We start from the raw sequence: 19400 nt of genomic DNA, 5'->3' as shown, positions 1-19400 counted from the left end.
GGACATCGATGAGCGGCATCGGGGAAGGACAGCGGGGACGGTCGTTGGGTCGCAGTGCACCTCTACTGGGGGTGCTGTTGATCCTGTTGGCCGGCTGGTTCGGATGGAGCGCGGTGCAGCAATGGCGGCAGGAGGCCAACGGGCAGGCGCTGGAAGAGGCGCGTGACCAGGCCGTGCAGGGCCTGCAGCAGGCTGCTGCGGGCCAGTTGCAGCAGCTGCAGCAGCAGTTGAAGAACGATCGCGTGCAGCAGGCGCTGCAGGCCGGCGACGCCGCTGCGGCGGCGCTGGCCGTTCGCGAGAGCTGGACCGGAGTCGAGCAGGTCGAGGTGCTGGCGGCCGATCTGGCCAACGCCTATGCCGATCCGGCCACCTTCGGGTATTCCCGCCTGGCGCTGCTGGAAGCGGCGCTGGCCGAGGCCAGGCCAAGCCTGCGCGTGGTCCGCGACGGCGGCGGCAACCGCCTGGGCCTGGCCGCGCCGGTGCAGCTGGGCAGCCTGGGGCCGGCCGTCATCTATGTCCGCCAACCACTGCTGCGGCTGACGTCGCCGCTCGACCAGGTCAGCGCGCCGTCCGCCGGCTTCCTCGGCCTGCGCCAGGGAGCATTCGATCTGGTCACCCAGGGCGACCCGAGCCTGGCCGAAAGTGCGGAAGCGCTGGCGCGCCCGGTTGCAGGCACGCCGTTGCGGCTGGTCGCGTCGGTGCCGAATGTCGAGGCCGGTCCGCTCGGCCTGGGCGCGCTGGCCAGCGCCATTGTGGCGTTGCTGCTGGCGTTCATTGCCGTGTTGCTGGTGGTGGGGCGCGACCGGCTGCCGAAGTCGCTGCCGTTGCCGCGCCGCGCCGCCGCGTCCGAGGCCGACCATGGCCCGACCCTGAGCGAGAGCCTGCAGCAGGCGCCGCCACCGGTGGCCGCCGTGACCGGCAGTGGCGATGCCACGCCACCGCCGCCACCGCCGGTGCCTGCCGAAGAGCTGGCCGCCGGCATCTTCCGCGCCTATGACATCCGCGGCATGGTGGGCAGCGAACTGACACCGAAGACCGCGGCGCTGATCGGCCAGGCCATCGGCACCGTGGCACTGGAGCAGGGCCTGCGCGAGGTGGTGATCGGGCGCGATGGCCGCCTGTCCGGACCCGAGCTGACGGCCGGGCTGGCCGAGGGCCTGCGCCGTGCCGGCTGCGCGGTGATCGACATCGGCCTGGCGCCGACCCCGCTCGTGTACTACGCCGCCTTCCATCTGCGTACCGGCACCTGCGTGGCGGTCACCGGCAGCCACAACCCGCCCGAGTACAACGGCTTCAAGGTGGTGATCGGCGGCGAGACGCTGTCCGGCGATGCGATCACCGACCTCTACCAGCGCATCGTCGAGGGCCGCCTGGTGCAGTCCGCCGAGCCGGGTGACTACCAGCAGCGCGATGTGAGTGCCGACTACATCCAGCGCATCGCCGATGACGTGCAGCTGGACCGTCCGCTGAAGGTCGTGGCCGATGCCGGCAATGGCGTGGCCGGCGCACTGGCTCCGCAGCTGCTGGAAGCAATCGGCGCCGACGTCATTCCGCTGTACTGCGATGTCGATGGCACCTTCCCCAACCATCATCCCGACCCGAGCGAGCCGGCCAACCTGGAAGACCTGGTGCAGACGGTCAAGCGCTTCGGCGCCGACCTCGGCGTAGCCTTCGATGGCGACGGCGACCGGTTGGGCGTGGTCACCGGCGAAGGCAGGATCATCTATGCCGACCGCCTGCTGATGCTGTTCGCTGCCGACGTGCTGATGCGCAATCCGGGCGCGATGGTGATCTACGACGTCAAGTGCACCGGCAAGCTGTCCGACCATGTGCTGCGCAACGGTGGCAGCCCGCTGATGTGGAAGACCGGGCATTCGCTGATGAAGGCGAAGATGCGCGAGACCGATGCCGAGCTGGCCGGTGAGATGAGCGGCCACTTCTTCTTCAAGGAACGCTGGTTCGGTTTCGACGACGGCCTGTACGCCGCTGCGCGCCTGCTGGAGATCCTGGCCCAGCGCGAGGAGACCCCGGACGAAGTGCTGGGCGAACTGCCGGAAATGGTCGCCACGCCGGAGCTGAAGGTAGCGGTGGCCGACGGGACGTCGCATGCGCTGGTGGCGATGCTGGTGGCGGCGGCGCAGTCGCCGGACAACCCGTATGTGGGGGGCCGCCTGTCGACCATCGATGGCCTGCGCGTGGACTTCGCCGATGGCTGGGGCCTGGTGCGCGCCTCCAACACCACGCCGGTGCTGGTGCTGCGCTTCGAAGGCAACGACGATGCCGCACTGGAGCGCATCAAGGCCTTGTTCCGCAGCCAGCTGCAGCCGGTGCTGGGCGACACCCCGCTGGGGTTCTGAGGTGGGGCCGGGCGGCGCCCGGCACCCGCCGAATCAACGTCAACGTCAAAGGCCGGCTATCCGTGGGATGCGGGGTGGGTCCGGTTACGGGGGACGCTGCAAGTCCCCCTCCGGGGCCCGGCCCAGCCGCTGGCGGCTGGGCGTTCGGGCGCTTGCGAAGCAGTGCTTCGCAAGCAAAGCGCCCTCACCCATGTAAGCTCGGTCGCCGCATCCATGCGGCTCACGCCCCCGCAACCGGACCCACCCCGCCTTCGACAGATTTCCGCGATCTGTCCGAACCGCATGAACTGCTCTTGGTAGGTGTCGACCTTGGTCGACACAGCAGAGATCCACGCTATGCGTGGATGCTCTTCCGAATTTGCTTTGGTGGGTGCCGACCGTTGTTCGGCACACCCTCACCCCTTGAATCGCAAGCCCACGCCCGGTTCGGTGAACAGGTAGCGTGAATCCAGCGCCGAATCGCCCAGCTTGTGCCGCAGCTTGCCGACCAGGATGCGCAGGTAATGGGTATCGTGCTGGTGGGTCGGCCCCCAGATCTCCTGCAGGATCTGCGGCTGTGTCACTACCCGCCCGGCATTGCGCAGCAGCAGCGACAGCAACGCGTATTCCTTGCGGGTCAACGCCACCGGTTCACCCTGCAGGGCGACTTCGCGGCGCACCAGGTCCACGCGCAGGTGGCCGTCGTCGAACACCGGTGGCGTGCCATCACTGGGTACGCTGCGCGTGCGCAGCAGCGCCCGCACCCGTGCCATCAGTTCCTGCGTGCCGAACGGCTTGGTCACGTAGTCGTTGGCGCCGGTATCCAGTGCGCGCACCTTCTCGGCTTCGCCGGCGCGCACGGTCAGCATGATCACCGGCACCTGGCTCCACTGCCGCAGCTGTTCAAGTACCTCGTGGCCTTCCATGTCCGGCAGGCCGATATCCAGGATCACCAGGTCCATGTCCTCGCTGGCCGCCAGCTGCAGGCCTTCCTGGCCGGTGGCGGCCTGCCGCACCTGGTAGCCCTGCGCGCGCAGGCTGATGTCCAGGAACCGGCGGATCTGGGTTTCATCATCGATCACCAGCACGCGCGCGGCCGGCACGCTGGCATCAATCGGGGTCGGGCTCATCGTGGGAGGCTGGCTTGAGCAGGGGCAGGGTGATGCGGATCAGGGTACCGCGACCGTCGCGTCCGGGCAGCGCCTGCACGCTGCCGCCATGTGCGCCGATCATGCCCTGGCAGATGGTCAGGCCCAGGCCGGTGCCGTGGCGGCCGCGGTCGCCGCGCTCGACGCTGTAGAACATGTCGAAGATGCGCGCGCGCTCGTCGTCGGGAATGCCGGGGCCGGCATCGATCACGTCGATGCGCAGCTGGCCGTCCAGTTCGCGCGCCTGCACCTGCACGGCGGCGTCGGGCGGCGAGAACTTGGCCGCGTTCTCCATCACGTTGAACACGGCCTGTTCGACCAGCGCCGGGTGTACCCAGATCGGCGCCAGCGTGGACGGAATGTCCAGCTCCAGCCGCACCTTGGGCTGGTAGCGCTGCAGGCGCCGTGCGGCCGAGCCGATCAGTTCGTCCACGCCGATCCAGTCACGGTTGATCTTCAGACCTTCGTGGCCAAGGCGGGTCATGTCCAGCAGGTTCTGGATGTAGCGGTCCAGCCGCTCGCCTTCGACCAGGATGGTGTCCAGCAGGGCACGGCGATCGGCCGTGTCCATCGCCGCGCCGTAACTGGCCAGGCTGTCGGCCGAACCGATCATCGCCGCCAGTGGAGAGCGCAGGTCGTGCGACACCGAAGAGAGCAGGGCCGAGCGCAACCGCTCGGTCTCGTTGCTGACATGCGCCTGTTCCAGTTCGGCCACCAGCCGGGTACGCAGTGCGGCCTGCGCGATGTCATCGACCATCGCTTCGGCAAGCTGCCGCTGTTCGGGCAGCAGGCGTGCCTGTGCGCCGGGCAGGTACAGGCCGGCCACGCCGATCGCGCGATCTTCGCCATCCAGCAATGGCAGGAACCACCACTGCGCACCGGCCAGGGTGTCGGTGAAGCGGCCGCTGGGCTGGCCGTGGCGCAGCGCCCAGTCGGCGGCAGCCAGGTCGGTATCGCCGGGTTGGCTGCGGCCACCGGCGGCAGTGTCCGCGCCGATCCGCAGCCACGCCGGCACATCCATCGCCTGCTCCAAGGCATGCCGACCTGCCTGTGCCACCTCGCCGTTGCCAGCGGCGCTGGCCAGCTGACGGCCCAGCTGCTGGCGTGCACGTGCATGGCGGTTGGCCGCACGCAGCGCAATGACCTGCATGCGCAGGCGCGAGGCCAGCCGTCCGGCCACCAAGGCGGCGGCCAGGAACAGGAACACGGTGATCACGCCCTGGCGCGCACCGATGGCGAAGGTGAAGCGGGGCGCGATGAACAGGAAGTTGTAGGCCAGGAAGCACAGGATCGCCGCCATCACCGCCACGCTGGCACGCGTGCGCGCCGCCACCAGCACCACTGCCACGATGAACACCATCGACAGGTCGGCCATGCCGACCCAGCGTTCGGCCAGCCAAGCCACCGCACAGGCCAGCGCGGTGGCGATCAGTGCCTGTACCGGCTCGTAGCTGATGCCGCGCATCGGTGGCAGCAGACCTTCGCGGCGCGAGCGCGCCCGGGCCTGCGGCGTGCTGATGATGGTGATCTCGTAGTGCGCGCCGCGCTGGATCAGCTGCTGGGTCAGGGTTCGGTTGAACATCCGCGCCAGCGGGCGCTCACGGGTGCGCCCCAGCACCAGGGTCGATACGCCGTTGTGCGCTGCATGGTCGAGCAGGGCATCGGCGATGCTCGATCCGTGCAGCAGTTCGGCGTCGCCGCCCAGCCGCCGTGCCAGGGCGAAGGCCGCATCGATCTCGCGCCGCGTGGCCTCGTCCTGGCGCCGGCCCTGCACGGTCACCACCGTCCACGGTGCGTCGCGGCGCTCGGCGATGCGGCGCGCCACCCGCACCAGGTACTCGCTCCGGCCGCCGCCATCGATGGCCACCAGCACGCCGCGCCGCAGCGGCAGGTTGCCTTCGCCCCGTGCGGCGCGGGTTTCACGCAGGCTGCTGTCGACGCGGTCGGCGGCTTCCTGCATCGCCAGCTCACGCAGGGCGGTCAGGTTGGCCGGCGAGAAGAACGCCTGCAGCGCCTGCGCGGCCTGTTCGGGCACATAGACCTTGCCCTGCTGCAGGCGCGCGATCAGTTCGCGCGGCGGCAGATCGACCAGCACGATGTCGTGCAGGCGATCGAGCACGCCATCGGGCACGGTCTCGCTGACCCGCACGCCGGTGATGCGCATCACCACGTCGTTGAGGCTTTCCAGATGCTGGATGTTGACCGTGGTCCAGACGTCGATGCCGGCGTCGAGCAGCTCCATCACATCCTGCCAGCGCCGCTCATGGCGGCTGCCGGGCGCATTGCGATGGGCCAGTTCGTCCACCAGCACCAGCGCTGGATGCCGTGCCAGCACGGCATCCAGGTCCATCTCCTGCAGGGCGTGGCCGTGATAGGCCACGTCCTTCAACGGCAGCTGCGGCAGACCTTCCAGCAGGGCCTGGGTTTCGGCGCGGCCATGGGTTTCCACCAGCCCGACCACCAGGTCCACGCCGCGGCGCAGCTGCTCCTGGGCACGGGTCAGCATGGTGTAGGTCTTGCCCACACCCGGCGCAGCGCCGAGGAACACGGTCAGCTTGCCACCGGCTTCGCGTTGCAGGCCTTCCACCAGGGCATCGGCCTGGCGGGTACGCGCATCAGTCATGGGGGCCGCTGTCATGGCCGCCATTGTGCGCGCAGCCGATGCAGGCCGGCATCACGGCGCCTTGGCCGCATGGTCCAGCGCGAAGTTCAGCGTCACCACGTTCACCCGCGGCTGGCCGAACACGCCCCACTGGCGCCCTTCAGTATGTGCCTGCACCATGGCCTGCACGCGCTCCACCGGCAGGCCGCGGGCACGTGCCACGCGTGCCACCTGCAGCTGCGCCGCCGCCGGCGACAGCTGCGGATCCAGCCCGCCGCCGGACTGGGTGACCAGGTCGGCCGGCACCTGCGCCGGGGCGACACCTTCGCGCGCGGCCACCGCCGCCGTGCTGGCGGCAACACGCTCGGCCAGCGCCGGGTTGCTGCGCGCCAGGTTGGAACCGGCCGCGGCCATCGGGTCGTAGTTGGCCGCCGACGGCCGTGCCTGGAAGTAGCCATCGCCGGTGAACGGCTGCGACAACCATGCCGAGCCGCGCACCTGGCCGCTGCCATCGCGCAGCAGGCTGCCCTCGGCCTGGGTGGGGTAGGCCAGGCCGGCGAAACCGGTGGCGATGCCGGCGTAGACCGCGCCGGCCAGCAGCAGGGTGGCCAGGCCCAGGCCGATCGCCGGGCGCCAGCCGGCGCCGTCCTGCAGGCTGGCCACGCGGGCTTCGGCCTTCGGTTCGCGGGGCAGGGAGGTGGAGGTGGAAGCAGAACGGTTCATGCGCCGAATACCAGGACAAGGAAGAGGTCGATCAGCTTGATCGCCGCGAACGGCAACAGCACGCCGCCGAGGCCGTACACCAGCATGTTCCGGCGCAGCAGCGCGGTGGCCGTGGCCGGACGGAAGCGCACGCCACGCAGGGCGAGCGGGATCAGCGCGGGAATCACCAGCGCGTTGAAGATCAGCGCCGCCAGCACCGCGTTGCGTGGGCTCGACAGCTGCATCACGTTCAGTGCGGCCATGGCCGGAACCGCAGCGGCGAACAGCGCCGGCAGGATCGCGAAGTACTTGGACACGTCGTTGGCCAGCGAGAAGGTGGTCAGCGCACCGCGGGTGATCAGCTGCTGCTTGCCCACTTCCACGACCGCCAGCAGCTTGGCCGGGTCTGAATCGAGGTCGACCATGTTGCCGGCCTCCTTCGCCGCCTGCGTGCCGGAGTTCATCGCCAGGCCGATGTCGGCCTGGGCCAGCGCGGGAGCATCGTTGGTGCCATCGCCCACCATCGCCACCAGGCGGCCACCGGCCTGTTCCTGGCGGATGCGTGCCAGCTTGTCTTCCGGACGCGCCTCGGCGATGTAGTCGTCAACGCCCGCTTCGGCAGCGATGGCGGCGGCGGTCAGCGGGTTGTCGCCGGTGATCATCACCGTGCGGATACCCATCGCCCGCAGCTGTGCGAACTTCTCGCGCATGCCGTGCTTGACCACGTCCGACAGCTCGATCACGCCCAGCACGTGGCGGCCCTCGGCCACCACCAGCGGGGTGGCGCCATTGCGCGCGACTTGCTCGACGCGGCCGGCCAGTTCAGCCGGCACGTTGCCGCCGAGCGCCTGCACGTGGGTGCGGATCGCATCGGCAGCGCCCTTGCGGATCTGCCGCCCATGCTCCAGATCGACGCCGGACATCCGGGTCTGGGCACTGAAGGCCAGGTAGTCGGCACGGTCCGGCTCGGCGGTGGCGCAGCCCTGTTCGCGCGCCAGGCGCACGATCGACTTGCCTTCCGGGGTCGGGTCGGCCAGCGAGGACAGCAGTGCGGCCTCGCGCAGCTGGCTGGCGTCGATGCCGGCCAGCGGATGGAAGTGGCTGGCCTGGCGGTCGCCGTAGGTGATGGTGCCGGTCTTGTCCAGCAGCAGCACGTCGACGTCGCCGGCCACTTCCACCGCCTTGCCCGACTTGGCCAGCACGTTGGCAGCCAGCGCACGGTTCATGCCGGCGATGCCGATGGCCGGCAGCAGGCCGCCGATGGTGGTCGGGATCAGGCACACCAGCAGTGCGATCAGCAGCAGTGGATCGACCTGCACGCCCACGGCCGCGCCGATCGCCGGCAACGTGGCCACCACCACCAGGAAGGTCAGCGTCATCGCCGCCAGCAGCAGGGTCAGCGCGATCTCGTTGGGGGTCTTCTGGCGATTGGCACCTTCCACCAGCGCGATCATGCGGTCCAGGAAGCTGTGGCCCGGCTCGGCGGTCACCCGCACGATGATCTGGTCGGACAGCACCTTGGTGCCACCGATCACACCGGAACGGTCGGTACCGGCCTCGCGCAGCACCGGTGCCGATTCGCCGGTTACTGCCGCTTCGTTGATGGTGGCCAGGCCCTGCACGATCTCGCCATCGGCCGGCACCAGCTCACCGGCACTGACGATCACATGGTCGCCCGGGCGCAGCTCGGCGGCAGGCACCTGGGCTTCGGCTGCGCCCGGCTGCGGCGCCGCCAGCCGGCGCGCCACCAGGTCCTGGCGGGCACGGCGCAGCGAGGCGGCCTGGCCACGGCCACGCGCTTCGGCCACTGCCTCGGCGAAATTGCCGAACAGCACGGTCACCAGCAGGATGGCGGTCACTGCCAGGCCGAAGCCCAGCGGTGCATTGCCGGTCAGGGTGACGATCGCGGCGACGATCGTGCCGGCCATCACCACCGCCATCACCGGGCTGCGCACCAGATGCATCGGCGCCAGCTTGCGCACCGCTTCGACCAGCGCACGGCGCAGGCCGGCGCCATCAAGCAGGGCAGGGCGCGGTGCATGGGTACTACGGGTTGAACTTGCTTGGGTACTCATCAGGGTGTCCTCAGCGCAGTCCCAGGCTCAGGTGATCGGCGATCGGGCCGAGTACCAGCGCCGGCATGAACTGCAGCACGGTCAGGATGACGATCACCGAGACCAGGGTCAGGGCGAAGGTCGGGGTTTCGATCTGCAGGCTGCCGGCAGACTCCGGCGCCTGGCGCTTGGCGGCCAGCTGTGCGGCCACCACCAGCGGAATGATCAGCAGCGGGAAGCGGCCCAGCAGCAGTACCAGCGAGCAGCTCAGGTTCCACCACAGCGTGGCGTCACCCAGTCCTTCGAAGCCCGAACCGTTGTTGGCGTAGGCCGAGACATACTCGTAGAACACCTGGCTGATGCCATGGAAGCCGGGGTTGGAGGTGCCGGCCAGGCCGGGCACGGCCAGGGTGATCGCAGTGAACACCAGCAGGGTGATCGGCTGCAGCAGCACCAGCAGGGCCAGCAGGCGCACCTGGGGCGTCTCCAGCTTGCGGCCGAACAGTTCCGGCGTGCGCCCGGTCATCAACCCGGCCAGGAACACACCCAGCAGCAGATAGACGATGAACTGCTGCAGGCCACAGCCGATGCCGCCCCAGATCGCGCTGACCAGCATGTTGACCATCGCGATGCCACCGCTCAGCGGCGCCAGCGAATCGTGCATGCCGTTCACCGAGCCATTGGAGACCTGGGTAGTCACCGCCGCCCACAGCGCCGTGCCGTCGGCGCCGAAGCGCACCTCCTTGCCTTCCATCAGCAGCGGTGTGGCGGCGCTGGCGCTATGCCCTTCGCTCCACATCATCGCGCCGGTGGAAAGCAGCGACATGCCCAGCATGCAGCTGAACACCAGGGCGCCGAAGCGACGCCGGCCGGTGAACGCGCCGATCATGAAGATCACCGCCATCGGCACCAGCAGGATGCCGACGATTTCCAGCGCGTTCGACAGCGGGGTCGGGTTCTCCAGCGGGAAGCTGCTGTTCGGGCCGTACCAGCCGCCACCGTTGGCGCCAAGCTGCTTGGCCGCGACCATCGCCGCCACCGGGCCCAGCGGCAGCTTCTGTCCGGTCATGCCGGCGCTGGCATCGATCGGCGTGGCCTGCGGGCCACCGGCCATCGTCGATGGCACACCCTGGCTGGTCAGCAGCAGGGTCCACACCAGGCACAGCGGCAACAGGAAACGCACGCACAGGCGCACCACGTCCACGTAGTAGTTGCCTACCGCCACCTGGCGGTCATCGCCGGCACCGGTGGCCGCCGCAGCCTGCGGCGCACGCGAGAACAACGCGCGCAGCGTCGCCACCGCCAGCGCCAGGCCCATCATCGGCGTCACCACCTGCAGGCCGGTGATGCCGGTCATCTGCGAGAGGTAGGACAGCTGCGCCTGGCCCGAATAGTGCTGCTGGTTGGTGTTGGTCAGGAACGAGATCATCGTGTGCAGCGCGGTGTCCCAGCGCATGTTCGGGATCTGGTCCGGGTTCAGTGGCAACCAGGCCTGGGTCATGAACACCGCCTGGGTCAACACAGCGACCACCACGTTGCTCAGCACGAAGGCCAGCACGTAGCCGCGCCAGGACATCGCGCGCGAGGGATCGACGCCGAACACCTTGTACAACGGCTTTTCGATCCAGTTGAACAGCACGTCGACCTTCATCGGCGTGCCGCGCATCACGCGGGCCAGGTACAGGCCCAGCGGCCACGCCAGCAGCAGGCTGGCGGCAAGAATGACAAGCATCTCAGTCATGGCCGGCTCCGTTAGAACGATTCGGGCCGCAGCACGACATAGAGAAGATAGGCGGCGGCGACCAGCACCAGCACGCCACACAACAAAGACAGCCAGGGGGACATTTCAATAGCGACCTGGTGGAACCCCTCCACCTCAGGCCGTCATCGTCGTCCTGCCACCCATAAACGCACTACGCGCCGGACCGGGCCGACGCGTAAAGAGTGCATAAATTCCGTGGGCCAACCCGTAACCACGCGCCGCCTGCTGTAGAGCCGAGCCCATGCTCGGCTGCCCTTTCCCAAGGTCACGCGGAGTCGAGCGTGGGCCCGACGCTACAGGCGAATCACGGCGCCTGGCTCGCCTGCGCCACGCCCTTCAGCTCGCGATAGCGCTGCAGCGTGCTGTCGATCTCGGCCTTCAGCGCCTGCTGCTGCTGCAGGAACCCGGCCTGCAGGCGTTGCTGCGACTGCAGTTGTACATGCCGCTGGCGGATCGCCTCGGCCTGCTTGTCGGCCACCTTGCCACCGGCCAGTTCGCGGTCACCGGCGGCCGACAGCAGCGCCACCAGCGATTCGCGCAGGCTGGTGACGTTGTACTCGGCGGTCTTCAGGTTGTTGTCCAGCACTTCCTGGCGTTCGGCGAACACCCGGCGCAGGTCGTCCTCGCTGCCATAGGTGGACAGCATCGCCTGCTCGGTGCGCTGGCGGGTCTGCTCGGCCATCAGGTCCAGCTGCTGCTGCTGTGCCACGGTGCTGGCTGCGGCGCGCTCCTCGTCGGTCAACGCGCGCTGGACCTGCGCATTGCGCAGGCCGCTCTTCGCGTTGAACTCCTCGCGGGCGTGATTGACCGCATCGGCCGGCAGCGAATCACTGCAGATCCGCTCCTTGCCCTCGTTCCAGCAGTACAGCTTCTTTTCCACCTTGCCGCCGTCGCGCGACTGCGCCGGCACGGTGAACGGCACGGCCAGCAGCAGGCCGGCAAAGAGAACAGCAGGAACTCGGGACATGACCTTTCCCCTGGTCGGTCAGCGGATCGAACGGACGCCGTACTGGGCCCGGTAGGCTTCCAGCGGCTGCCGGTAACCGACAAGTTCCGGGTTGCCGGAGGCGAAATCAAGCAGATCGGCCAGCGATGCCACGGCGATCACCGGAATGCCGGCTTCTTCGGCCACCGACTGTGCCGCCGAGCGACGGTCGGCTTCCGAGGCGATCTCCTGGCGGTCCAGTGCCACCACGATGCCGGCCGGGGTGCCGCCGGCAGCGCGGATGATGCCCAGCGCTTCGCGGATCGCGGTACCGGCGGTGATCACGTCATCGACGATCAGCACGCGCTTGCCATTCAGGTCGGCGCCGATCAGCTGGCCGCCTTCGCCATGGTCCTTGGCTTCCTTGCGGTTGAACGACAGCGGCAGGTCGCGGCCACGCTGGGCCAGCTCGCAGGCCATCGCGGTGGCCAGCGGAATGCCCTTGTAGGCCGGGCCGAACACCACGTCGTACTTGATCCCGGTGGCATCGATGGCATCGGCGTAGCAGGCGCCGAGCTGCGACAGCAGCGAACCGGAGTCGAAACGACCGGCGTTGAAGAAATAGGGGCTCAGCCGGCCGGACTTGAGGGTGAACTGGCCGAAGCGCAGGGCGTCGGCAGTCAGGGCCAGCTGCAGGAAACGGTGGCGGTGGTCGCTCATCAAAACTCGATTCATCTTCATTTGGAGCACAAATCCTAATCCAGCTGGGCGTTTCGCGCTCGTCCAGCGCCATGTGAAAGCCGTCCAGGCCCGGCCTGGCGGACTGCGCAGCCCTGCGGGCAACCGTTATGCTTGCCCGGTTTCCCGCCGCAGGTCCCCCGCATGCGCATCATCAGTTTCAACGCCAATGGCATCCGTTCCGCCGCGACCAAGGGCTTCCTCGACTGGTTCCGTGCCCAGGACGCCGACGTCCTGTGCATCCAGGAAACCAAGGCCCAGGAAGACCAGCTGACCGACCCGATGTTCCGTCCGGACGGCCACCACTGCTTCTATCGCGATGCCATCACCAAGAAGGGCTACAGCGGCGTGGCGATCTACAGCAAGCGCGAACCGGACCAGGTCATCACCTCGCTGGGTTGGGCGCCGTTCGACGACGAAGGCCGCTACATCGAGGCGCGCTACGGCAATCTCAGCGTGGTTTCCTTCTATATCCCATCGGGCAGCTCGGGCGACCTGCGCCAGGGCTTCAAGTTCGAAGTGATGGAATGGCTGCGGCCGATCCTCGAAGCGTGGGCGCGCAGCGGCCGCGACTACGTGCTGTGCGGTGACTGGAACATCGTGCGTTCGGCGCTGGACATCAAGAACTGGAAGTCCAACCAGAAGAACTCCGGCTGCCTGCCGGAGGAGCGCGACTGGCTCAACGCGCTGTGCGCCGACCACGGCCAGACCACCGATGTCGCCGGCGGCCGTGGGTGGGCCGATGCCTACCGCCTGCTCAACCCCACCGGAGAGGACTACACCTGGTGGAGCAACCGCGGCGCCGCCCGTGCCAACAATGTCGGTTGGCGCATCGACTACCAGTTCATCACCCCGGGCCTGCGTGACCGACTGCGCAGCTGCTCGATCTACCGCGACGAGCGCTTCTCCGACCACGCCCCGTTCACCGTGGACTACGACCTGTGACCGAGGCCGCCACGCCGGTCAGCTACAAGGGCTGGGCCGGCATCAAGCGCGCCTTCGGTACCCCGTCGGCGCTGACCATGGCCATGCTCGGCTTCGGCAGTGGCCTGCCGTTCCTGCTGATCGCCTCGCAGACCCTGTCCACGCGCCTGCGCGACGTCGGGCTGGACCTGGGCAGCATCGGCCTGATCAGCCTGGCCAGCTTCTTCTACCTGCTCAAGTTCCTGTGGGCACCGCTGCTGGACCGCTACGCCTTCCCGCTGTTGGGGCGGCTCGGCCGCCGCCGCTCCTGGCTGCTGGTGTCGCAGGTGCTGGTGCTGGTCGGGCTGGTCGCGCTGGCCTTCGTGCGGCCCGAACAGGGCGTGTGGCCGTTGGTGATGTGGGTGCTGGTGGCGTCGTTCGCCGGCGCCACCCAGGATTCGGCCGTCGATGCCTACCGCATCGAGATCGCGCCGCAGACCGCCCAGGCGGCGCTGGCCGCCACCTATACGCTGGGCTACCGGATCGGCCTGATCCTGGCCGGTGCCGGCGCGCTGTACCTGGCCCAGTTCGAAGGCTGGATCGTCGCCTACCTGGCGATGGCCGCGCTGATGCTGCTGCCGATCGTCACCACCCTGCTGTGCGCCGAACCGCAGCGCCCGGCCACCGCCGTGCAGCGCCGCATCGATATTGCCGAAGCGTTCGTCCAGCCCATCTCCAGCTTCTTCAGCCGCAATGGCGTGGCACTGGCGCTGGTGCTGCTGGCCTTCGTCGGCCTGTTCAAGTTTCCCGACCAGGTGATCGGAGTGATGGCCGGGCCGTTCTATCTCGACTCGGGGTTCGACAAGGCCGACATCGCCACCGTCTCCAAGCTGTTCGGTGTGTGGATGGGCATCGGCGGCGCGTTCCTTGGCGGCATCGCGGTGGCTGCGTTCGGCTTCCGCCGCATGCTGCTGGTGGCCGCGCTGGGCGTGGCGCTGTCCAACCTGGCCTTCCTGCTGATGGCGCACAATCCGGGCAAGCTGTGGGCGTTCTACGCCGCGCTCAGTGCCGACAACCTGTTCCAGGGCTTTGCCGGCACCGTGCTGGTGGCCTTCATGTCGTCGCTGACCGACCGCAACTTCACCGCCACCCAGTACGCATTGCTGGTCTCGCTGGCCAACCTGCCGGGCAAGTTCGTCGGTGGCGCCTCCGGCTACATCGTCGAAGCCACGTCCTACAGCACGTTCTTCATCCTCAGCTCGATCACCGTGGTGCCAACCCTGCTGCTGCTGGCGTGGCTGTGGCCGCGGATCGCCGATCGCGGGCCGCCGCCGGTCGCCTGATTGCCTGCCCGCCCGGACTGCGGGATCATCGCCCCCGACGCGCCGAGGGGGCGGTGCCTTGCGAACGGGGAAGTGAGCATGGCCGACGTTGTGCTGCGGGACCTGGACCCGCTGCTGCTGGAACGCATCCGACGGGTCGCGGTCGCCCGCGGCTGGACCCACGAACAGACCTGCGCCGCCTTGCTGGAGCAGGGGCTGTTCAGCAGTGAACTGGAGGTCCGCTCCGGCTTCGGCGATCCCGAAGTGGACGCCCTCTCCGCCGCGATTGCCGCCCTGCAGGCCCTGCCGGCAGGGCAGGGCTTCGATTAGCGCCTTTGTAGAGCCGAGCCATGCTCGGCTGCTCTTGGCCCGGCCCGCGCTAAGCCGAGCAGGGCTCGGCTCTACAACGGCGCCTCACCTGCGCGGACGGCCCACCTCACGCCAGGTGGATCGCCCCCAGGATCCGCGGGCCCGTCGCCCCGGTCACGCTCGGCAGGTTGCCCGCCAGCCCGTCCATCGTCCGCTGCGCCAGCCAGGCGAAACCCATCGCCTCCACGTACTCCGGGTCCAGCCCATGCACCGCGCTGGACTCAACCTGCACCTCCGGCAGCCGCGCCGCCAGCCGCTTCATCAGCTGCCGGTTGCGCACACCGCCGCCACAGACCAGCAGGCGCCGGGTCTGCGGCTGCTGCGCCAGCAACGCATCGGCCACGGTCGCCACGGTCAGCTCCAGCAGGGTGGCCTGCACATCGGCAGCGGCGTACTCGCCCTCCCCCATGTGGGCTTCGGCCCAGGACAGGTGAAACTGTTCGCGCCCGGTGCTCTTCGGCGGCGGCAGCGCGAACCACGGGTCCGAGCGCCAGCCGGCCAGCAGGCCCTCGTCCAACGTGCCACTGGCAGCGTAAGCGCCATCGGCATCGAAGGTGCGGCCGGTATGGCGCTGGCACCAGGCGTCCATCAGCGCATTGGCCGGGCCGGTATCGAAGCCACGCACCGCGCCTTCGCGCGGGATCAGGGTCAGGTTGGCGATGCCGCCCAGGTTGAGCACCGCGCGGTCTTCGTCGGCGGTGCCCAGCATGCCCAGGTGGAAGGCCGGCATCAGCGGCGCACCGTGGCCCCCGGCCGCCACGTCGCGGCGGCGGAAGTCGGATACCGTCGTGATCCCGGTCAGTTCGGCAATGCGGTTGCCGTCGCCCAGCTGCACGGTGAACGCCGGGTCGGCCAGCGGGCGGTGGCGCACGGTCTGGCCGTGCGAGCCGATCGCGCGCACCTGGCTGCGGTCCACGCCGGCCTCGGCCAGCAGTTGATTGGCGGCCCCGGCGAAGTTGATCGCGATCCGCGCGTCCAGTTCGCCCAGTTCCTCCAGCGACTCCAGCGGGCCACCTTCGCCCAGCGCCACCAGCCGCGCGCGCAGCACCGGCTCCCAGCGGGCGGTCAGGCCGTGCACGAAGCGGCAGCCACCGCCGGCGGGGAACTGCACCAGCGCGGCATCGATGCCATCGGCGCTGGTGCCCGACATCAGGCCAAGGTACAGGGGGGCGTCAGCGTCGGCAGTCGTGTTCATGGCAGGCATAAAAAAAGGACGCGGCAAGCTTGGGCTGCCGCGTCCTTCTTCGTCAACGCAAGACGCTCAGCCGCGCTTGCGGCCGGTCGCCTGCTTGTCCTTGGCGCTGGCCACCTCGGGCGCAGCCTCGTCGCGGCTGGTCGGTGCCGGGCTGGCGTCGGCGTAGATCAGCTTCTCCATGCCCTGGATGCGCGCCATCGCCGGCGCGGTCTGCGCGCGGAAGGCGACCAGCTCGGCGCCCTTCAGCGGTTCCGGCGGCGGCATGGTCACGGTCAGCGGGTTGCGGTGCTCGCCGTTGACGCGGAATTCGTAGTGCAGGTGCGGCCCGGTCGCCAGGCCGGTCGAACCGACGTAGCCGATCACCGTGCCCTGGGCCACGCGCTGGCCGGTCCTGATGTTCGCAAAGCGCGACATGTGGCCGTACAGGGTGGTGTGGCCGCGGCCATGGTCGAGGATCACCACGTTGCCGTAGCCGCGCTGCACGCCGGCGAACTGCACGCGGGCATCGCCCGCGGCCATGATCGGAGTGCCGGTGCGCGCGGCGTAGTCCACGCCCTTGTGCATGCGCATCTTGCCCAGCACCGGGTGCTTGCGCGCGCCGAAGGTCGAACTCAGCCGTGCGAACGGGATCGGCATGCGGATGAAGCTCTTCTTCAGCGAACGGCCGTTGATGTCGTAGTACTCGGACTTGCCGTTGCGGTCGAAGCGGAAGCCGGAATAGGTCTTGCCACCGGTGGTGAAGGTCGCCGCCAGGATCTTGCTGGTGTCCACCTTCTCGCCTTCGCGCCAGGTTTCATCCATCACCACGCTGAAGCGGTCGCCCGGCTGCAGGTCCTTGGAGAAGTCGATGTCGTACTTGAAGATGTCGTCGGTCATCGTCGCGATCGCCGACGGCGACAGCCCGGCCCGTCGGGCCGCGGCATACAGCGAACTGGTGATCTCGCCGCTGGTGACCACGGTGCGCGTGGAGGACTCGCGCTTGGTCACTTTCTCCTTGATGTCATCGCCGGCCAGGCTCAGTTCCACGCGGTTGTCGGCATCGCGGTCGAAACGGATGCTGCGCAGGTCGCCGGACAGCGGCATGTCGAAGGCGATCTCGGCACCCGGGCGCAGCTTGGTCAACGCCTCACGCGCGCCGGGGTGGTCCAGCACCCGGTGCAGGGTGGTGGCCGGAATGCCAGCCTTGTCGAACAGGTCGCTCAGGGTCTGGCCACGCTGCACGCGCAGCACCTGCCAGCTGTCACCCGGCACCTGCTGCTGGCGGGCCATGGTCAGCGGCGGCAACGGCAGCGCCAGGCTGGTGTGGCTGTCGGCGTAGGGGGCATCGATGGTGTGCGAGAAACCGGGGACGATCGTCGCCACCAGGGCGCCGATGGTCGCAAACAGGCTGGCATGCATCCAATGGCGGCGGGTCCAGCGCTCATTGAAGGCGGCGGGAAGATGTTGCCTGAGCTTCCGATGCAGGGTGTTGTCGTGCAGGACGTGGAGGCGTTCCTGGAAGCGCTGCTTGCGTGCGCGCCCTTGTTCGGAATTGTGCATCGGCGGTTTTTTCCTGGCGGCCTGGGAGTGCGGGCCTGATCGCCGGTTACCATAGACACCTCAGAAAACCGCGTCAAACCCTTGTGCCCATTGGCTTTTGTGAAGCCAATCGGGTTAACTTCGCTTTAACACCCCACACAAGAATCGGCGTTGCCGGGAGTAGTCACGTGTCCTCGATTGAAGAAGCCCTTGCCCTGATCGGCCGTGGTGCCGACGAGATCCTCAAGCTCGAGGATCTGCGTGCGCGCCTGCAGGAAGGCCGCCCGCTGCGGATCAAGGCCGGCTTCGACCCCACCGCGCCCGACCTGCACCTGGGCCATACGGTGCTGCTGAACAAGATGCGCCAGTTCCAGGACCTCGGCCACCAGGTCATTTTCCTGATCGGCGACTTCACCGGCATGATCGGCGACCCGTCCGGCAAGAGCCTGACCCGCAAGCCGCTCAGCCGCGATGACGTGCTGGCCAACGCCCGTACCTACGAGGAACAGGTGTTCAAGGTGCTCGACCGCAGCCGTACCGAAGTCCGCTTCAACTCGGAGTGGTTCGGCAAGATGGGCGCGGCCGACATGATCCGCCTGGCCGGCCAGCACACCGTGGCGCGCATGCTCGAGCGCGACGACTTCGCCAAGCGCTATGCCGCCCAGCAGTCCATCGCCATCCACGAATTCCTGTACCCGCTGGTGCAGGGCTACGATTCGGTGGCCCTGGAGGCCGACGTCGAACTGGGCGGTACCGACCAGAAGTTCAACCTGCTGATGGGCCGTGGCCTGCAGGAACACCACGGCCAGAAGCCGCAGGTGGTGCTGACCATGCCGCTGCTGGAAGGCCTGGACGGCGTCAACAAGATGTCCAAGTCGCTGGGCAACTACATTGGCATCAGCGAGCCGGCCATCGACATCGTCACCAAGACCATGAAGGTGGACGACACCCTGATGTGGCGCTGGATCGAACTGCTGTCCTTCGACATCAGCCAGGCCGAAGCCGTGCAGCTGCGCGAGCAGGTGGCCAAAGGCGGCTTGAACCCGCGTGTGGTCAAGCTGCGCCTGGCGCGTGAACTGGCGACCCGTTTCCACGACGCCGCGGCGGCCGAGCAGGCCATTGCAGGCTGGGAAGCAGCGGTGACCGGGCAGGGTGACATTACCCAGCTGCCGCTGCAGGACGTGGCGATTCCGGCCGAAGGACTGCGTATCGCTGCGCTGCTGACGGCGGCCGGCCTGACCCCGAGCAACTCTGAAGCCAATCGCAAGCTCAAGGAGCGCGCGGTCAAGGTCGACGGTGAAGTGGTCGAAGATGGCCAGCAGGTGCTGCAGCCGGGCTTCGAAGGCCTGCTGCAGGTCGGCAAGCGTACTTTCGCCCGCGTGCGCCTGGTCACTGCCTGACAGCAGGGAAGGGCCGGCGCCAGCCGGCCCTTCCTTATGCTCTTGTAGAGCCAAGCCTACGCTTGGCTGCGCTTCGCGGGTTCCTACCGCAGCGCGACGGATGAACAGATGCAACATCCGGTGAAAAAAATCGCCACACCCCCTTCACAAATGATGTGGATGGGGCCATACTTCTCCTCCCCCGTCGCAGGGGTCGCCACCAAGGGGCTTCAGCGACATCAGGGTGCCCACCACCGCCGAACGAGATGATCGAACGAAGGTGTTGACGGACTGAAAAAGTCTGGCATAATGGGCGGCTCGCTACGAAGGAAACTTCGCAGCACACGGGAACGGCGCTGAGGCCACTTCCCCGGATCTTTGAAAGTATGCGCAGGTATCTTGTGAAGGCGCCTGCAGGAAGGATGATTGTCCATCTTGCAGACGTTT

The 19400-nt window shown here is 68.3% G+C and carries 15 protein-coding genes; 5 read left to right on the top strand and 10 right to left on the bottom strand.

Annotation, left to right across the window (positions count from 1 at the left end):
• The first annotated feature begins 8 nt into the window (after positions 1-8).
• The gene (locus tag AC5P5W_RS18995) at positions 9-2357 is read left to right on the top strand and encodes a phosphomannomutase/phosphoglucomutase (RefSeq protein ID WP_197574623.1); all 2349 of its coding nucleotides are present in this window, start codon (positions 9-11) and stop codon (positions 2355-2357) included.
• Between the two features lie 395 nt (positions 2358-2752).
• On the opposite strand, the gene AC5P5W_RS18990 is transcribed toward AC5P5W_RS18995, so the two are convergent.
• The 8 genes from AC5P5W_RS18990 to pyrE all read right to left on the bottom strand — a co-directional run bounded on the left by AC5P5W_RS18990 (position 2753) and on the right by pyrE (position 12249).
• Entirely contained in the window at positions 2753-3466 is a 714-nt protein-coding gene (locus AC5P5W_RS18990) for a response regulator transcription factor (protein WP_032961423.1), read from the bottom strand.
• On the bottom strand, positions 3447-6107 hold the full coding sequence (locus AC5P5W_RS18985; RefSeq protein ID WP_495221369.1) for an ATP-binding protein: 2661 nt from the start codon (positions 6105-6107) through the stop codon (positions 3447-3449). The genes AC5P5W_RS18990 and AC5P5W_RS18985 overlap by 20 nt, the downstream gene beginning before the upstream one ends.
• Positions 6108-6158: 51 nt before the next feature.
• Positions 6159-6809 carry a potassium-transporting ATPase subunit KdpC gene (gene kdpC, locus AC5P5W_RS18980; RefSeq protein ID WP_197574622.1) on the bottom strand — a complete coding sequence of 217 codons (651 nt, stop codon included), beginning with the start codon at positions 6807-6809 and terminating at the stop codon, positions 6159-6161.
• Positions 6806-8863, bottom strand: coding sequence for a potassium-transporting ATPase subunit KdpB (gene kdpB / locus AC5P5W_RS18975; protein WP_197561268.1), 2058 nt, complete (start codon positions 8861-8863; stop codon positions 6806-6808). Before kdpB ends, kdpC begins: the two co-directional genes overlap by 4 nt.
• Positions 8864-8873: 10 nt before the next feature.
• The gene (gene kdpA, locus AC5P5W_RS18970; protein WP_014645673.1) at positions 8874-10583 is read right to left on the bottom strand and encodes a potassium-transporting ATPase subunit KdpA; all 1710 of its coding nucleotides are present in this window, start codon (positions 10581-10583) and stop codon (positions 8874-8876) included.
• An 11-nt stretch (positions 10584-10594) separates the two neighbouring features.
• On the bottom strand, positions 10595-10687 hold the full coding sequence (locus AC5P5W_RS18965) for a potassium-transporting ATPase subunit F (RefSeq protein WP_005407770.1): 93 nt from the start codon (positions 10685-10687) through the stop codon (positions 10595-10597).
• Between the two features lie 221 nt (positions 10688-10908).
• The gene (locus AC5P5W_RS18960; protein WP_032961414.1) at positions 10909-11571 is read right to left on the bottom strand and encodes a hypothetical protein; all 663 of its coding nucleotides are present in this window, start codon (positions 11569-11571) and stop codon (positions 10909-10911) included.
• Positions 11572-11589: 18 nt separating this feature from the next.
• A complete protein-coding gene (gene pyrE / locus AC5P5W_RS18955; protein ID WP_032961411.1) occupies positions 11590-12249 on the bottom strand; it encodes an orotate phosphoribosyltransferase in 660 nt (219 codons plus the stop codon).
• A gap of 162 nt (positions 12250-12411) precedes the next feature.
• Here pyrE and AC5P5W_RS18950 point away from each other — a divergent pair, with 162 nt between their 5' ends.
• The 3 genes from AC5P5W_RS18950 to AC5P5W_RS18940 all read left to right on the top strand — a co-directional run bounded on the left by AC5P5W_RS18950 (position 12412) and on the right by AC5P5W_RS18940 (position 14822).
• Positions 12412-13212, top strand: a complete 801-nt coding sequence (locus tag AC5P5W_RS18950; RefSeq protein WP_069118571.1) for an exodeoxyribonuclease III — start codon at positions 12412-12414, stop codon at positions 13210-13212.
• Entirely contained in the window at positions 13209-14513 is a 1305-nt protein-coding gene (locus tag AC5P5W_RS18945) for an AmpG family muropeptide MFS transporter (RefSeq protein ID WP_197574619.1), read from the top strand. Before AC5P5W_RS18950 ends, AC5P5W_RS18945 begins: the two co-directional genes overlap by 4 nt.
• Before the next feature lie 78 nt (positions 14514-14591).
• Complete coding sequence (locus AC5P5W_RS18940; RefSeq protein WP_014645678.1) at positions 14592-14822, top strand: hypothetical protein; 231 nt, start codon at positions 14592-14594, stop codon at positions 14820-14822.
• Positions 14823-14928: 106 nt separating this feature from the next.
• On the opposite strand, the gene AC5P5W_RS18935 is transcribed toward AC5P5W_RS18940, so the two are convergent.
• Positions 14929-16056: an anhydro-N-acetylmuramic acid kinase gene (locus tag AC5P5W_RS18935; RefSeq protein WP_080281908.1), complete on the bottom strand. Its 1128-nt coding sequence runs from the start codon at positions 16054-16056 to the stop codon at positions 14929-14931.
• 66 nt (positions 16057-16122) lie between these two features.
• Positions 16123-17595 carry a M23 family metallopeptidase gene (locus AC5P5W_RS18930; protein ID WP_032961400.1) on the bottom strand — a complete coding sequence of 491 codons (1473 nt, stop codon included), beginning with the start codon at positions 17593-17595 and terminating at the stop codon, positions 16123-16125.
• Between the two features lie 167 nt (positions 17596-17762).
• Between AC5P5W_RS18930 and tyrS the strand changes: the two genes are divergently transcribed.
• On the top strand, positions 17763-18974 hold the full coding sequence (gene tyrS / locus AC5P5W_RS18925) for a tyrosine--tRNA ligase (RefSeq protein ID WP_049441862.1): 1212 nt from the start codon (positions 17763-17765) through the stop codon (positions 18972-18974).
• Positions 18975-19400 lie beyond the last annotated feature (426 nt).

The organism is Stenotrophomonas sp. YJH_SMC_123 (assembly GCF_059368215.1).
The sequence above is the reverse complement of the archived record's forward strand: the minus strand, read 5'-3'. Positions and strand labels throughout refer to the sequence as shown.

Excerpts from the sequence above, each read along its gene's own strand:
- AC5P5W_RS18995 (WP_197574623.1), top strand. The coding sequence starts at position 9 with ATGAGCGGCATCGGGGAAGGACAGCGGGGACGGTCGTTGGGTCGCAGT.
- AC5P5W_RS18990 (WP_032961423.1), bottom strand. The coding sequence starts at position 3,466 with ATGAGCCCGACCCCGATTGATGCCAGCGTGCCGGCCGCGCGCGTGCTG.
- AC5P5W_RS18985 (WP_495221369.1), bottom strand. The coding sequence starts at position 6,107 with ATGACTGATGCGCGTACCCGCCAGGCCGATGCCCTGGTGGAAGGCCTG.
- kdpC (WP_197574622.1), bottom strand. The coding sequence starts at position 6,809 with ATGAACCGTTCTGCTTCCACCTCCACCTCCCTGCCCCGCGAACCGAAG.
- kdpB (WP_197561268.1), bottom strand. The coding sequence starts at position 8,863 with ATGAGTACCCAAGCAAGTTCAACCCGTAGTACCCATGCACCGCGCCCT.
- kdpA (WP_014645673.1), bottom strand. The coding sequence starts at position 10,583 with ATGACTGAGATGCTTGTCATTCTTGCCGCCAGCCTGCTGCTGGCGTGG.
- AC5P5W_RS18965 (WP_005407770.1), bottom strand. The coding sequence starts at position 10,687 with ATGTCCCCCTGGCTGTCTTTGTTGTGTGGCGTGCTGGTGCTGGTCGCC.
- AC5P5W_RS18960 (WP_032961414.1), bottom strand. The coding sequence starts at position 11,571 with ATGTCCCGAGTTCCTGCTGTTCTCTTTGCCGGCCTGCTGCTGGCCGTG.
- pyrE (WP_032961411.1), bottom strand. The coding sequence starts at position 12,249 with ATGAGCGACCACCGCCACCGTTTCCTGCAGCTGGCCCTGACTGCCGAC.
- AC5P5W_RS18950 (WP_069118571.1), top strand. The coding sequence starts at position 12,412 with ATGCGCATCATCAGTTTCAACGCCAATGGCATCCGTTCCGCCGCGACC.
- AC5P5W_RS18940 (WP_014645678.1), top strand. The coding sequence starts at position 14,592 with ATGGCCGACGTTGTGCTGCGGGACCTGGACCCGCTGCTGCTGGAACGC.
- AC5P5W_RS18935 (WP_080281908.1), bottom strand. The coding sequence starts at position 16,056 with ATGAACACGACTGCCGACGCTGACGCCCCCCTGTACCTTGGCCTGATG.
- AC5P5W_RS18930 (WP_032961400.1), bottom strand. The coding sequence starts at position 17,595 with ATGCACAATTCCGAACAAGGGCGCGCACGCAAGCAGCGCTTCCAGGAA.